The 14053-nt window shown below is 45.9% G+C and carries 14 protein-coding genes; 5 read left to right on the top strand and 9 right to left on the bottom strand.

Annotated elements, in window-relative coordinates:
- Window positions 1-130: 130 nt before the first annotated feature.
- Window positions 131-1333 carry a tyrosine-type recombinase/integrase gene (locus tag L8G48_RS02385; protein WP_248263012.1) on the bottom strand — a complete coding sequence of 401 codons (1203 nt, stop codon included), beginning with the start codon at window positions 1331-1333 and terminating at the stop codon, window positions 131-133.
- Window positions 1334-1471: 138 nt separating this feature from the next.
- Here L8G48_RS02385 and sbcB point away from each other — a divergent pair, with 138 nt between their 5' ends.
- From sbcB to L8G48_RS02365, 3 genes are all read left to right on the top strand, one after another.
- A complete protein-coding gene (gene sbcB, locus L8G48_RS02380) occupies window positions 1472-2935 on the top strand; it encodes an exodeoxyribonuclease I (RefSeq protein WP_248263011.1) in 1464 nt (487 codons plus the stop codon).
- A complete protein-coding gene (locus L8G48_RS02375; RefSeq protein ID WP_248263010.1) occupies window positions 2913-3752 on the top strand; it encodes a GMC family oxidoreductase in 840 nt (279 codons plus the stop codon). Before sbcB ends, L8G48_RS02375 begins: the two co-directional genes overlap by 23 nt.
- Window positions 3753-3820: 68 nt before the next feature.
- Window positions 3821-4555, top strand: coding sequence for a GMC family oxidoreductase (locus L8G48_RS02365; RefSeq protein ID WP_248263009.1), 735 nt, complete (start codon window positions 3821-3823; stop codon window positions 4553-4555).
- 31 nt (window positions 4556-4586) lie between these two features.
- Here L8G48_RS02365 and L8G48_RS02360 read toward each other — a convergent pair whose 3' ends face one another.
- Both L8G48_RS02360 and L8G48_RS02355 read right to left on the bottom strand, forming a co-directional pair.
- Window positions 4587-6917, bottom strand: coding sequence for an efflux RND transporter permease subunit (locus tag L8G48_RS02360; protein ID WP_248263008.1), 2331 nt, complete (start codon window positions 6915-6917; stop codon window positions 4587-4589).
- Entirely contained in the window at window positions 6918-8090 is a 1173-nt protein-coding gene (locus tag L8G48_RS02355) for a WD40/YVTN/BNR-like repeat-containing protein (RefSeq protein ID WP_248263007.1), read from the bottom strand.
- 162 nt (window positions 8091-8252) lie between these two features.
- Here L8G48_RS02355 and L8G48_RS02350 point away from each other — a divergent pair, with 162 nt between their 5' ends.
- Window positions 8253-9602, top strand: coding sequence for a DUF1329 domain-containing protein (locus tag L8G48_RS02350; protein WP_248263006.1), 1350 nt, complete (start codon window positions 8253-8255; stop codon window positions 9600-9602).
- Window positions 9603-9676: 74 nt separating this feature from the next.
- On the opposite strand, the gene L8G48_RS02345 is transcribed toward L8G48_RS02350, so the two are convergent.
- Genes L8G48_RS02345 through L8G48_RS02335 form a run of 3 tightly spaced genes read right to left on the bottom strand, consistent with a single transcriptional unit; the run spans window position 9677 to window position 12116 of the window.
- Window positions 9677-10546 (bottom strand): NAD(P)-dependent oxidoreductase, encoded by an 870-nt coding sequence (locus L8G48_RS02345; protein ID WP_248263005.1) that lies wholly within the window; start codon window positions 10544-10546, stop codon window positions 9677-9679.
- Window positions 10547-10548: 2 nt separating this feature from the next.
- Window positions 10549-11337: a methyltransferase domain-containing protein gene (locus L8G48_RS02340; protein WP_248263004.1), complete on the bottom strand. Its 789-nt coding sequence runs from the start codon at window positions 11335-11337 to the stop codon at window positions 10549-10551.
- A gap of 17 nt (window positions 11338-11354) precedes the next feature.
- On the bottom strand, window positions 11355-12116 hold the full coding sequence (locus L8G48_RS02335; RefSeq protein WP_248263003.1) for a Nif3-like dinuclear metal center hexameric protein: 762 nt from the start codon (window positions 12114-12116) through the stop codon (window positions 11355-11357).
- Window positions 12117-12253: 137 nt separating this feature from the next.
- Here L8G48_RS02335 and L8G48_RS02330 point away from each other — a divergent pair, with 137 nt between their 5' ends.
- Entirely contained in the window at window positions 12254-12628 is a 375-nt protein-coding gene (locus L8G48_RS02330; RefSeq protein ID WP_248263002.1) for a hypothetical protein, read from the top strand.
- A 45-nt stretch (window positions 12629-12673) separates the two neighbouring features.
- On the opposite strand, the gene L8G48_RS02325 is transcribed toward L8G48_RS02330, so the two are convergent.
- From L8G48_RS02325 to L8G48_RS02315, 3 genes are all read right to left on the bottom strand, one after another.
- Window positions 12674-12931, bottom strand: a complete 258-nt coding sequence (locus tag L8G48_RS02325; protein ID WP_248263001.1) for a DUF3912 family protein — start codon at window positions 12929-12931, stop codon at window positions 12674-12676.
- Window positions 12932-13014: 83 nt separating this feature from the next.
- Window positions 13015-13542 (bottom strand): DUF3833 domain-containing protein, encoded by a 528-nt coding sequence (locus L8G48_RS02320; RefSeq protein ID WP_248263000.1) that lies wholly within the window; start codon window positions 13540-13542, stop codon window positions 13015-13017.
- Window position 13543: 1 nt separating this feature from the next.
- The gene (locus tag L8G48_RS02315) at window positions 13544-14050 is read right to left on the bottom strand and encodes a chalcone isomerase family protein (RefSeq protein WP_248262999.1); all 507 of its coding nucleotides are present in this window, start codon (window positions 14048-14050) and stop codon (window positions 13544-13546) included.
- Between the last annotated feature and the right edge of the window lie 3 nt (window positions 14051-14053).

Genomic DNA, 14053 nt, shown 5'->3' with positions numbered 1-14053 from the left:
CTTTGCTATTGCCATCATGGCTTTTCGATCTTTCAGTTGGCTCATCCATTCATCGAATGGATCCGACTTCCTAACCTTGTACTTCATAATTTATATTGTAGCCCACAGGCTACACCTGTCAATTTTTATTTTAAACTTGAACCACTCTTTGAGCGGCTTTCTCTGCTGCATCTGTCACTAGTTGATACCAGGTATCGTAAGCTTCGTGTTGCTTATCTATCCAGTCATGGCGGTTGTAAACAGCTAAAACACCGCCAAGGCTGTGACCTAAAATCTTCTCAACGATATGAGGCTGAATACCCTTCTCTGATAGTCGTGTTGCTAGCGACCGTCTGAAGTCATGAACACGCCAGTCATCCATCTTCAACTTGGCTCTTAAGCGGCGAACTGCCCGCTGTATTGCATGAGTTGTTATGGGCTTTTTAAAGTCATTATCCATTGAGCCAAAAACATAAGTTGGGCTTGGGGCTGACTTCATAGCGTTGATTAACTGGAGCATCTCATCGGTTAGAGCTCTTCGAATCGCGACACCCGATTTACTTCTTTCTTTTGGCAGCGTCCAAATTCGGTTGTCAAAATCGAACTCATTCCACTTCGCCTCACGCACTTCTGAGTTCCTTGCGCCAGTGAGAAGTAATAGTTTAATGCTGTTTCTTACGGCCAGAGACAGCTTCGTATTTTCAATGGCCATCCAAATAAGGCCTACTTCATGAAGCTCAAGAGTTCGATCCCTTCGACTATTGCTTGTACCCACTGTACTCACCTCTAGATTCATAACCGTTGGCTGATTAATAAGCTCGCGGCGCATACACCAACCCAGGGCGCGTTTTGTGACCTTGAGAACCACTCCGGCATTATAAGGAGACGTCTTTTCAGCAATGCCGTCAAATAGGCTTAGCCATTCATCCATCCGGATACGCTCAACAGGGATCGAATAGCGACCTTTTAAATGCTTCTCAGCGATACTCGAGTAGTTCACCCGCGTGCTATCCTTCAGTTTGCGTGCTACGTGCTTATTCAGCCATTCATCAATGCATTTATCGAGCGTCCATTCGCCACCGGAGTAGCGTGAACGGGCAGCGACTTTGGGATCGCCGCCTTCTTGCAGCACTACAGACAATCGTGTAGCCTCATCTCTAGCTGCTTTGAGTGCCAGCAAGGGGTATGAGCCAAGCGTAATGCGTGTGTTGCGGCCACCAATACGATAGCGAAATTGAAAAGAAATAGTGCCCTTATCCGTTACCCTGGCATAAAGGCGATTGCCAACTGAAATCTCTTGAGTTTTCTCCGGAGGATTCTTGGTCCAGCTCTTTAGTTGTCTGTCTGTAAGCATAAATATCCAAAATAGCACGCAGGCATCAATTTATAGCACGCTAGTAGCGTATAGAATTTTGCAATAGAAGAAAACCAGAGAAATAAGCAAACAACTAGCGACACAGATAAACACAGTAAAAGCCAAGCGACATGAGACATGCAGCCATATTCAGACACTAAAAACGAACAAGAGAATCAGCCGACCTTTTACTGGCACGATTACGAGACATGGGGCGCTAATCCGCTAGTGGATCGCCCTGCACAGTTTGCCGGGTTGCGTACCGATACTGACTTTAATGTTATCGGCCGGCCATTAACGCTTTACGCTCAGCCAACACCGGACTTTTTGCCAAACCCGGAAGCCACCTTAATTACCGGCATAACACCACAATTGGCTATGAAGCAAGGCATTAGCGAAGCGGCGTTCAGCAAAGCCATAGCCGACGAATTTCAGCAGCCCAATACCACCATTATTGGATACAACAATATTCGCTTTGATGACGAAGTCACCCGGCTGTTGTTCTATCGCAATTTTTACGACCCTTATGAATACAGTTGGCAAAATGGTAATTCGCGCTGGGATTTAATTGATGTGGTTCGTGCCTGCTTCGCCCTGCGCCCGGAAGGTATTAACTGGCCGGACAATGCTGACGGACAACCGAGTTTAAAGCTGGAACATTTGAGTGTGGCCAACAACATTGAACATGGCAAGGCTCACGACGCCATGTCAGACGTATACGCCACCATTGGGCTGGCTAAACTTATCAGTGAAAAGCAGCCCAAACTGTGGCAGTGGGCCTACAGTATTCGGCGCAAACAAAAGCTTTTGGATTTATTCAACTGGCAGGCCCCCGAGCCGTTAGCGCATGTCAGTGGCTTTTACGGTACGGTCAATCGTTATTTATCCGCTATTTTACCGCTAGGCTTTCACCCTAAGCAGAATAGTAACGTTATCGCCTGGGACTTACGTGTGCCTCCCATGGATTTTGCTGACAAAACAGTTGAAGAATTAACGGCGTTAACCTACACCAGCCGCCGGGAACTGGAAGAGCAAGGCCTGACAAAAAGCGGATTACAGAACATCTACCTGGGCCGCTGTCCGTTTTTAGCTCCCATAAAAACGATTTCGGCAGAAGCGGCTAACAACGCGACGCTGGATACAGCCGCCATAGAGACAAACGCTAAGTGGCTGCAGGAAAACAGTGATTTTCGTGACAAGCTAATGCAAGTTTTCGAACAAACCAAAGAGTTTGCACCCAGAGCCGATGTAGATCATCAGATATACGACGGCTTTTTCTCGCCTCAGGATAAGAAGCATATGGAAATCATTCGCACGTCGGAGCCGCAACCGCTGGCCGGACTGGAACTGGACTTTCAGGACAAGCGCATGGCGCAATTATTACTGCGTTACCGGGCGAGGAACTACCCTTCTACGTTGACTGACAAAGAGTTGAATCAATGGCGTCAGTTCTGCCAGCAACGGTTACTTCAGCCACCTGAGGGCATGTTATCAGCCGATGATTTCGCCCTAAAACTGGAAGACTTAGCCGTTCGGCATCAGGAAGATACGCATAAACTGCGCTTATTAAAGTCACTGTATGACTACGCCGCGTCACTCTAATTCTGCAGGGTCATTTGATTACATTATAGTCGGTGCCGGCTCTGCCGGCTGCGCTCTTGCAAGCAGATTAACCGAATGCGGTCGTTACACGGTTTTATTACTTGAGGCCGGCGTTTCACACGGTGGGCTGTTCTCTGATATGCCCTCAGGCTTTGCCCGCTTTATGCACAGCCGCAAGTTCAACTGGCTGTACCGGAGCGAAAAAGAACCACAGCTGACCAATGCGAAAGGCTGTTATACGCCCAGAGGTAAAATGCTGGGCGGCAGCAGTGGTATTAATGCCATGATTTATACCCGCGGCCTTCCCAGTGACTACAATGCCTGGGCTGAGCAAGGCAACCATGGCTGGGGCTATAATGACCTGCTGCCCTATTTTATAAAAAGTGAAAACAACAGCCGTGGACGCTCAAATTACCACGGCGACAGCGGACCTTTAGCCGTATCCGATGTCTCCCCTTACTACCCGGTGTCGCGCCGTTTTTTAGAAGCCTGTGACGAGTACGGTTTACCCGCTAACCCAGACTTTAACGGTTCCCGCCTGGAAGGCCATGGACCTTTCCAGTTTACAATAAAAAATGGCCGGCGATGCAGTGCCTACCACGCTTACCTTAAGCTTGCACTGGAGCGCCCAAACTTAACCCTGCTGTCCGGTTGCCTGACCGAACGGGTGATATTTTCAGACAAAACAGCAACCGGTGTTTGCTATCAGCAAGCGGGTCAACGCTATACTGCCAACGCAAAAAAAGAGGTACTGCTGTGTGCCGGCGCCTTTAATTCACCGCAGATATTACTGCGGTCGGGTATAGGTCGGGTATAGGTCCGGCTTCAGATCTGGCAAAAGCAAAGATCCCTCTGGTTCATGAGAACGCGGCGGTTGGCAAAAATTTGCAAGAACATGTCGATATTAGTATCCATTGTAAAAACAAAGCCAAAGATGGCCTGACGCTGACACCCTGGAACCTTATTAAGCTGTCCGTACCGTTTGTAAAGTACTGGCTGACAAGAAAAGGTCAGCTGGCGCATTCAATTGCGGAGGTAGGCGCTTTCTACCGCTCGTCAAGTGCGGTTAATGAGCCCGATATTCAAATCCATTTATTACCCGTTATGTTTAACGACAGTGGCTATGACTGGAGGCCAACGTTAAAGCACGGTTTCACCTGCCATGTATGCCTGTTACGCCCTGAGTCACGCGGCGAGGTAAGTTTAAACCCTGACAAACCGCTGAGTAAGCCACGAATCACTTACGGTTTTTTAAGTAACCCAAAGGATCAAGAAGCTTTACTTAATGGCGTTAAGAAAGCGATTCAAATACTAAACCAACCCGCTTTAAGTTCGCACAATGGCGGATTCATATGTCCCACAATCGACACGAGCGACGCTCAACTTCTGGAGCAAATTAAATCGAGAAGCGGGCTCATCTATCACCCGGTAGGCACATGCAAAATGGGACCAGACAACGACTCTGAAGCGGTTGTCTCTCCAGATTTAAAAGTACGGGGTGTGGAGAAACTGCGAGTAGTGGACGCCTCTATTATGCCGAAAGTCATCAGTGGCAACACCAACGGTGCCACTATCGTTATAGCAGAAAAAGGCGCCGACTTAATAAAAGCCGACGCCTGATAGATTAACGGATTAGGGTTTAAATAAGGGGTTACGCCTTTTTATTTCCTACTCTGAATAAACGCGCCAGTGCCGGAATTAATATCAACGCGCCCAGCATATTCCAAAGGAACATAAAGGTCAGCAGAATACCCATATCCGCCTGGAATTTAATCGGCGAGAATATCCAGGTGGCGACGCCAATGGCCAGGGTTAATCCTGTAAAGCCAACGGCCTTACCGGTATTGTCCAGTGAATACTTGTAAGTGTCATGCAGTGACATACCCTGCTGCAAGCCCTCTTTTACTTTACTGTAAATATAAATGCCGTAGTCGACACCAATACCTACCCCAAGCGCAATAACAGGCAATGTCGCGACTTTAATGCCAATACCCAGCACCGCCATTAAGCCCTGACTCATCACCGTGGTAAAGGCCAGCGGCAACACAATACAGGCTACGGTTCGCAAGCTGCGGAAAGTGATAAAACACAACACAATAACCACGCCATAGACCCACAGCAGCATCTTATTCTGAGCCGCCTCTATAACTGAGTTGGTAGCAGCTTCAATGCCTGAATTACCGGCCGCCATTAACAGTTCTAAGCCTTCCTGCTGATAGTTCTGATTAAACTGATTGACTGCTGTAACAACATTTTTAAGCGTTTCCGCTTTATGGTCATCCAGATAGATAATTACCGGTGCCATTGAACAGTCATTGTTAATCAAGCCATCAGGAATACGGCTTAACGAAGCGTTAATAACGTACTGGTTACGATTTAAACTAAACCACTTGAGATTACCTTCATTAATACCAAACATACCCATTTTGGATACATAAACCACCGACTTAACGTCCTGAACGCCGCTGGTGTTTTCCATATGCCAGCTAAAGCGCTCCATGGTCTCAAGGTTGTCATAAGCAATACACTGTTCTGGAGCCGATGCCGCCATTACCACGAAAATATCGGTACTGGAACTGTAGTTGTCTACAATGAACGCGTTGTCCTGATTGTAACGACTGTCAGGCCGAAGTTCGGGCGCGCCTTTGTCCAGGTCCCCTATTGCCATATTTTGGCTGTTAACCAAGCCCCAGCCCAGCATCACAAGCGCGACAACTAAGGCGGAGTATGCCCACTTTGGCTGAGTAAATTTCGCAAAGAAGTCGAATAAAGGATGGCGTTCGCCTTCAATTTTCTTCTGGTAAGCAACCCCTTTACCGGATATGCCAAGGTAAGACATCAGAATAGGCAGCAAACCAAGATTAGTCAGTACCACTACCGCAACACCAATACTTGCGGCAATTGCCAGTTCTTTAATGACCTCTATGTCTATGACCATTAACGTCGTGAAACCTATGGCGTCACTGGCTAAGGCTGTTAAACCGGCAATATAGAGCCCTCTGAATGCAGTGCGCGCCGCGGCCACCTTATCCATACCTGCGACACGGTTGATACCAATAGCATTAATAATTTGCACGCCATGTGACACCCCTATGGCAAACACAAGGAAGGGAACCAACATAGAGTACGGATTGATACCACTGCCTATGAGCTCAATAATTCCCAGCTGCCAGATAACCGCGATAATTGAGCAACTCAGTACCATAAAGGTACTACGCCAGCAACGGCTGTAGAAATAAAGCATGATCAAAGTAATGCCGATGGCCAACAGAAAGAACAGACCGACTTGTTCAGCCCCTTCAATAAGATCACCAATAAGCTTGGCAAAGCCGGTCATATGAATATCAATTTTATCGCTCTGGTATTTATCACGAACCAGAGTTTCCAGTTTCTCGGAAAACTCTTGATAATTCAGCTTTTCGCCAGTTTCAGGGTTAATCTCATCAAGCGGAATATAAACAATGGTTGATTCAAAATTGTTAGCGACCAAGTTGCCTACTTCGCCGGATCGCAGAACGTTAGTTCTTAACTTCTCAAGGGAGTTTTCACTACCATCATAACCATCCGGAATAACGGGACCGCCAACAAAACCTTCTTCCGTAACTTCCATCCAGCGAACGTTAGGCGTCCACAAACTGCGAAGCCCTGAGCGGTTTACACCGGGAATAAAAAAGATTTCATCGGTAATTTCTTGTAACTTCTGCTGAAAGTCAGCTTCAAAAATATCGCCTTCTTTATTTTCAACAGCAACCCTCACAACATTACCCAGACTGGCTAAGTCATCCTGATAATCAAAATAATTTTGAATAAAAGGATGATTGGTCGGGATCATTTTTGTCAGGCTGGCATCGGGTCGAACCTGCGATGCGTGATAGCCCAAAAATAAAGTCAGTAACAGGAAGACAATTAGCCAGGGAGCCCGTACCGTGAATAATAATTTCTCCAGCAAACCTGCTGATTTATTCGCATTCGGATTATCCATTTACTGCGCTCCTTGTTGCTTTGCTAATGCTGCTTCCCCGGTGATTTTTGCTGGCCAGTGGAGTAAGCCACTGCGGCCCGTCATAATCCATTCGCCTTCAGTAACTTCTATAACATCAGTCATAACCGAACCGCTAGGGTGCGTTTTATTCTTAACATTAAGCTGCTCGTCAACTTCAAGAATCGTTCCTGAATGTCCAACCATCAGTTGAGTTCCCGCCGCAGTGCTGGTCCCCGCGGACAAATTAACGGTTGTACCGGTATTAATGGTAGTGAAGCTCTGGCCTTTATCGTCAGACACATAGGCGTTTCCGCGCAAACCATACATCCAGATATTGCCGGCCGCATCAAGATGCCCGCCAAAAAGAGAACCGCGATACGGTGAATTTAAAGTCTGCCAGTTGATACCGCCATCATAACTTGCAAAGGCCAAACCAGCTTCACCCACTATATAGAGGTTATCACCCCGGCCAAAAATTGTGTTTAGATGGTAACCACCGGGATTTTCCAGTTCGCCTGAAATAACTTGCCAACTGTCGCCACCATTTTCAGTTTTCAAAAAAGTACCGTATGCGCCTATTGCCCAAAGCGTTTTACTGTTCTTAACGTAGAGATCTAAAAACGGTTTACTTGGACCTTCTTCTTCAGCTACTTCAATATTACTGATTTGAAATTGTAGCTCTTCAATCTGAAATTCGAGCTCAGCAATGGCTTCATCATCATTTGTGGATTCTACTTCTTCCTGTAAATTCGATATGCGATTCTCAAAGTAGCTCTTTTCAAGCTGCATCAGTTCATATCCATCAAGCTGACGCTTCCAGGTTTTACCGCCATCGTCTGTATTTATAATGACACCGTGATGTCCAGTAGCCCAGCCGTTCTCAGGGTCAGAAAAGGCAACACTGGTTAGTAATACACTGGTGTCTACCTTTGCCTGCTGCCAATCGCTCTCTTCTTTCCAGAGAATATTGCCATGCGCTCCTACTGCCACCATGCGAGGCCCAACGGTTGTCACCTCAATAAGGACTTCACTTTTAATTTTGTCTGATGACAATGCTGGTGCACTGATTACGTCGTAATCAGTCATTGTTGATGTGTCGACTTCCTGTGCAAGCACGGTGGTGCTAAAAATAGCCCCCAACAATACCCCTAACGGGCTTAAAGACAAGCGCATGGAACCTCCTTGGTACAAAAAATGTCATAGGATTGTATAAGCTCAAGATTATTTGAAAACCTTTTTTCGTTAAATTCGTGCTTTTTTTCGTTAAAGTATTGCTTGAGAGGTCAGTCCTCTGGCAAAGTGATGTTGGAAAATAGAACAACAAGGAAAATTATAATGAATAAACTGATGCTAAAAGCTGGCGTATTTGCCATATCGGTGATCTCCGCAAGCGTTGCGGCTAAAGTATCACCAGAAGAAGCCGCAAGGCTGGGTCAGGACTTAACGCCTATTGGTGCTGAAAAAGCAGCAAACGCTGATGGATCGATTCCGGCATGGGATGGTGGTTACTCCGATCACTCGGTTGAAGTTGTTCGCGGTAATGACCCATTTGCTGACGATAAACCTCTATTTACCATCACTCACGACAACCTAGATAAACACAAAGAACACTTGAGTGAAGGTCAAATAGCAATGTTCGAAAAATATTCGGACTATAAGATGATCGTGTACCCAACCCGTCGTTCAGCGACTTACCCGGACGAGTTGTGGCCAAAAATCAAGTCAAATGCAGAGCAGGCCGAAATGGTCGCCGGTGGTTATGGACTGGATAATTTTGACACAACAATTGCTTTCCCTATCCCTCAAAATGGTTTAGAGGCCGTATGGAACCACATTACGCGCTACCGTGGCGGTGCTGTCACTCGTAATGTTGCTCAATTCCCGGTTCTCTCAAACGGCAACTACAACACCGTTGAATTAAAAGAAACACTGGTATTCCCGGAATACCTTGAAACGGGCCGTCAGGAAGCTGATGACAATGTTCTGTTTTATTTTATGCAGGAAGTTGAAGCGCCTTCCCGGCTAACCGGTACGGTATTGCTTGTTCATGAAACCATTAACCAGGTAAAAGAAGGCCGCCGTGCGTGGATATACAACGCAGGTCAGCGCCGTGTCCGACGTGCGCCTAACGTATCTTACGACGGACCGGGTACTGCTGCTGATGGCTTACGCACCTCTGACAACCTGGATATGTATAATGGTGCTCCCGATAAATACACCTGGGAGTTAAAAGGTAAAGAAGAAGTTTACATTCCTTACAACAACTTCAAAATCATGGATCCTGAGCTCAATTATGACGAGATTATTAAAGCCGGTCATATGAACCAGGATTTAATCCGCTATGAGAAACACCGTGTCTGGGTTGTTGAAGGCACCCTGAAAGACGGCGAGCGCCATATCTACTCTAAGCGTACCATGTACCTGGATGAAGACACCTGGACGGCTTCACTTGTTGACCACTATGATGGACGTGGTGAATTATGGCGTGTGGGTGAAGCACTGAATACTCAGTTCTATAATCAGGACGTTCCATGGATGGCTGCAGAAGCGCTGTATGACTTGAACTCTGGTCGTTATATTTCTTTAGGCTTAGGCAATGAAGAAACCCCATACATGGAATGGGATATTTCGCCAAGCCGTGATGACTTCAGTACTAACGCGTTACGCCGTAAAGGCTTCCGTTAAGTTTTATACTTAGCTGAACAAACAAAGACGGAGGCATTTAATGCCTCCGTCTTTGTTGTTACTACAAGGCTAACTCACTTCTCCAACCGAGCTAATAAACTCGATGTATCCCAGCGGTTACCGCCCATGTTCTGAACATCCGCATAAAACTGATCAATCAGTGCTGTAGCTGGTAAAGAAACCCCTTGACGGTCAGCCTCCGCTAACGCAATTTTAAGATCTTTTCGCATCCAGTCGACCGCAAAACCATGTTCATAATGACCATCCCACATAGTTTGATAGCGATTTTCCATTTGCCATGACCCGGCAGCTCCCTGACTAATTGCGGAGACAAGCTTGTCGGGATCCAATCCAACTTTACGTGCCAGTTGAAGTCCTTCCGACAACCCCTGAAGCACGCCGGCAATACAAATTTGATTAACCATTTTTGCCAGTTGCCCACTGCCGACAGGCCCCATCAATTGTCGCGTTTTTGCAAAACATTGAAACAGTTCATCTGCAACTTCGAACGTTTTCGGTTCACCACCAACCATAGCCGTCAATACACCGTTTTCTGCTCCGGCCTGACCGCCCGATACCGGCGCATCAAGAAAAGTGCCCTGTTTTTCTTTTACTGCATGACCGAGCTCTTTTGCCAATTCTGCTGAAGCCGTCGTGTGGTCAATAACCACTGCGCCTGGACTGAGTTCAGCTAATAAACCTTCATCGCCATAAAAAACACTGCGAACATCGTCATCATTACCAACACAGACCATCACAAATTCGGCGGTCTTGACCGCTTCCGCGGGAGTTCCGGCATAACTTCCTGAAAATTCACTGACCCATTTCTTAGCCTTACTCTGAGTGCGGTTAAAAACCTTTACCTGATGACCCGCTTGTTGTAAGTGCCCTGCCATTGGATAACCCATGACTCCCAGGCCAATAAATGCACACCGCTTTCCCATAATCACTCCTTCTTAGCGTTTTGTTTTTCAATAAGCCAGTGCTGATAGCGTCCAAGTTCCCGATAAGGTGACATCTGGTTATATTTCATCTCCAGCGCAAGCAATTCATCGAATCGCTGCTGGTCATCCAAATTACGCAAATAGTCATGGAAACACCGAACACCGGTTTTTTGTTTTATCATTAACCGCTGTTGCTGCAACCAATCCTCGACGTGCTCTGGTACCGCCGGGTTCCCCGGACTTAAGCGCACCGTTTTCTTAACGTTCAAGCCGCGCTCAATGTAGTCAAAGTTTCCATAAATGGCATTAGCAAACAATTTGGCATGTTGGTTATAGAACATTAACGAAAGTTTACCGCCAGGTTTTAATAGTGATGCCAACTGTTCAATAGCCAGCTCAGTGTCGGGTAACCACTCCAGTACGGCATGACAAAGAACAATATCGTACTGAGTCAATGGTTTTTGGTTAACCAGATCAGTTAAGCTTGCCGAAATATACTGACATTGCTGATTCACGCCAGCAGCAGCATGTCGACGCTCTGCCTCTTCAACCATTTCAGATGAGAGGTCGGAATGCACGACTACAAACCCGTTCTCCTGAAACCATTGATTCACCTGGCCTAACCCAGCCCCTACATCTAACACTGAACACGGTTCACTGGCTAATAATGGGGCTAAATCGCGTTTAAGCACCTCTATACGCAGTTGACCTTTACTGGTGTCGTAAATTGATTTAGAGAATTTTTGACTGATACCGCTAAAGTCGCCGCGTTCTTGTTTCTTTTTATTCATCGAACGTTTCTTTGTCATTAGGCCGGACTATCAATATCAATGAATTGAACATCAAGCCCGAAATGACTTGCCAAATGCTCACCTAATGCTTTGGCGCCATAACGCTCAGTGGCATGATGACCCGCCGCAAAAAATGCTATACCCTGCTCGCGGGCACTGTGAATGGTTGGTTCAGAGACCTCTCCGGTAATAAAAGCATCCACACCTAACTGAGCCGCTCTGTCAATAAAACCTTGTCCACCGCCGGTGCACCAGGCGACTCTCTTAATATCGTTTAAACCATCGACCCGGCAAACTAAACGGCGTTGCAAACGTTGCTCTAACAGGCTGGAAAAATCTTCACAAGACATCGGTTCAGTTAAACGTCCAGTTACTAACGGGCAAGCAGGATCAGATGGCTCCACAGCACCTTCAAATTGCCAGCCCATCAGTTTAGCCAGCTGAGCGTTATTACCAAGCTCGGGGTGAACATCAAGCGGCAAATGATAAGCGAATAAATTAATGTCATGCTTTAACAATTGCTGTAAGCGCCTTTTCTTCATGCCGACAACTTCGGCAGGTTCGCCTTTCCAAAAATACCCATGATGAACTAATATCGCGTCCGCCTTTTCATCGGCAGCTCTGTCAACTAAGGCCTGGCAGGCAGTGACACCGCTAACAACTCTTTGTATTTCCGGTTTGCCTTCCACCTGAAGTCCATTAGGACAATAATCTTTAATGTCTTTGCTGTTCAGAAGTTGATTCAGATAACTCAGTAACTCGTTCGTACCTATCGACATATTGAAAACCAAAAATAACTGTCTAAATAGCTGCAGTTTACCCGAAATTAGACAATAATCCGAAAAAACGGTATAAACAAAGAGTGAAGTATTTTTATACAAATATTTAACCCAACCTTGAATAAAGGAACATTTGAATGAGCAATCTGGATAAAGAAAAGGTACTTGCGGAATATACCGAGGCTTATCAAAAGGCTCACGGTAAAAAACCTAAAATTGAAAGTAGCAACGGCTGGTACAGTGTTGATGGCGGCAAAAATGTCCGTCTGACGCAGCTAGCTGACGAAACAAAGGCTCTCGGTAAGGAAAAGAAAGCAGCGCCGAAAAAGTCTGAGACTAAAAGCGCGGAACCTAAAAAGCCGACGGCAGAAAAATCGAGGGCTAAGAAACCGGCAGCTAAGAAGTCCTCAGCTAAAAAGTCCAGCTCCGGCGGTTTAACGGCAAAAGAGTTATGGAAACAGAAATTAGAAAATAAAGGAAGTGACTGCCGACTGCCCAGAGGCAGCGTGTAATCAGTCAGTAATAACCAAAAAAGCGACCAACCGGTCGCTTTTTACTTATAAAACATCAGGATTTTTACCCGCAACACGATCAATGGGTATTCTAATTTTACGATACCGATGTACCAGAAAGTCACTACGTTTAAAAATAACCTGTTCAGAGCCAAAGTCGGCCTGAGAAATCAGAAAACGCTCACTATCCATTGATTTTGCTATTATTCCTAGCTTTCCCTGATGCGGACCTCGTTTAATAAAAACCGTCTGCCCTTGTATACGGGGATTGTTATAAGAAAATGTCGGATAATTAGTCGCCACTGCTGCTTCCCTAAACCTTTTAACGGTTTACCAATACCAGGATTATACTGATATTATCGGTCGCTGACAGAGATTCTTGATATTTATTTCTTACCGATATAAAGCGTTATCTCACCAACCGGTAAACCCCATTTAGACATATCAGTGCGATTGATCATATTGTTCTCATCAATAAGATACAGCCAGTCATCCAGCGTTAACACCAAAGGCTCGCCGTCCACTTCAACCTCTAACTGGTATTCCCAGTTAAGCACATTTCCGGCAGTGGTTCCCTTCGCTACACCCTCAACGTCGTCTGCACGGCCTTCATAGCTATTAGGCCCTGTTTTTTTGATGTGCCAGATTCGCTGTTGTTCGCGTCCATCGGCGTAAGTAAAGTGTTCATCTAAAACGCCTTCATTTCCATCCCAGGTTCCTGTCATCGTCACTTCAAACCGTTCAATCACTTCGCCGCTATAATCCTGAACCATACCGTAAGCAACGAGTTCACCATTGAAAAACTCTTCAAGTTTGAGTTCCGGTTTTTGTGACTTATAAGCATCGATTCCGGTTGAGCACGCTGACAGTAAACTGAATAAAGCGATAAACCCTAAAACCTTTAAAGCCTGCATTTTATTTCTCTCCAATTAACGCTTTTCGTTCAGATTCAAAACGACTTTTTTCTGACAACCAAATTGCCAAAAACTGCTCAGTGAAGTGTTTATCTTCAACCTCGCCCAATAACTTATCACCCTGATAAAAAGCAGCCGTCCCATCAGACTTTTCAACTAATAACAGACAGTCGCCCTCTTCAATATCCGGCCAGATAGAATCAAGCTTTGCCAGCCACTTTGCATGATTGTCGCTGTTAAGGCCTAATTTCTGCCATTCCTCTTCTGTGGTTTCAATTAAGTCTTTTGCTTTGATATCGCGCAGGTATTCAAGTAACAGCGCCTGGCGTTCTTCTTTTTTGTAAGTGCCGGACGGGCTATAAAGCGTCGCATCGTACACATCCCAGAAATAGACACTGAGCCTGGTTTCACCTACCCTTTTGAACTTTTCGGGTACTGAAGTTGTGCAGTCAGCAGCCAATAAATTCAGGCTAAAAAGTGCAAGAACAACAGTTAAAATATACCGCATAAA

Origin of the sequence: Idiomarina aminovorans (assembly GCF_023155095.1) — a bacterium.
In the GTDB taxonomy this organism is placed as follows: Bacteria; Pseudomonadota; Gammaproteobacteria; order Enterobacterales; family Alteromonadaceae; genus Idiomarina; species Idiomarina aminovorans.
The sequence above is the reverse complement of the archived record's forward strand: the minus strand, read 5'-3'. Positions and strand labels throughout refer to the sequence as shown.

What these genes read in the sequence shown, in the direction of transcription:
- L8G48_RS02385 (WP_248263012.1), bottom strand. Translation starts at nt 1,333, where the DNA reads ATGCTTACAGACAGACAACTAAAGAGCTGGACCAAGAATCCTCCGGAG.
- L8G48_RS02315 (WP_248262999.1), bottom strand. Translation starts at nt 14,050, where the DNA reads ATGCGGTATATTTTAACTGTTGTTCTTGCACTTTTTAGCCTGAATTTA.
- sbcB (WP_248263011.1), top strand. Translation starts at nt 1,472, where the DNA reads ATGCAGCCATATTCAGACACTAAAAACGAACAAGAGAATCAGCCGACC.
- L8G48_RS02345 (WP_248263005.1), bottom strand. Translation starts at nt 10,546, where the DNA reads ATGGGAAAGCGGTGTGCATTTATTGGCCTGGGAGTCATGGGTTATCCA.
- L8G48_RS02320 (WP_248263000.1), bottom strand. Translation starts at nt 13,542, where the DNA reads ATGCAGGCTTTAAAGGTTTTAGGGTTTATCGCTTTATTCAGTTTACTG.
- L8G48_RS02350 (WP_248263006.1), top strand. Translation starts at nt 8,253, where the DNA reads ATGAATAAACTGATGCTAAAAGCTGGCGTATTTGCCATATCGGTGATC.
- L8G48_RS02375 (WP_248263010.1), top strand. Translation starts at nt 2,913, where the DNA reads ATGACTACGCCGCGTCACTCTAATTCTGCAGGGTCATTTGATTACATT.
- L8G48_RS02330 (WP_248263002.1), top strand. Translation starts at nt 12,254, where the DNA reads ATGAGCAATCTGGATAAAGAAAAGGTACTTGCGGAATATACCGAGGCT.
- L8G48_RS02340 (WP_248263004.1), bottom strand. Translation starts at nt 11,337, where the DNA reads ATGAATAAAAAGAAACAAGAACGCGGCGACTTTAGCGGTATCAGTCAA.
- L8G48_RS02360 (WP_248263008.1), bottom strand. Translation starts at nt 6,917, where the DNA reads ATGGATAATCCGAATGCGAATAAATCAGCAGGTTTGCTGGAGAAATTA.
- L8G48_RS02335 (WP_248263003.1), bottom strand. Translation starts at nt 12,116, where the DNA reads ATGTCGATAGGTACGAACGAGTTACTGAGTTATCTGAATCAACTTCTG.
- L8G48_RS02355 (WP_248263007.1), bottom strand. Translation starts at nt 8,090, where the DNA reads ATGCGCTTGTCTTTAAGCCCGTTAGGGGTATTGTTGGGGGCTATTTTT.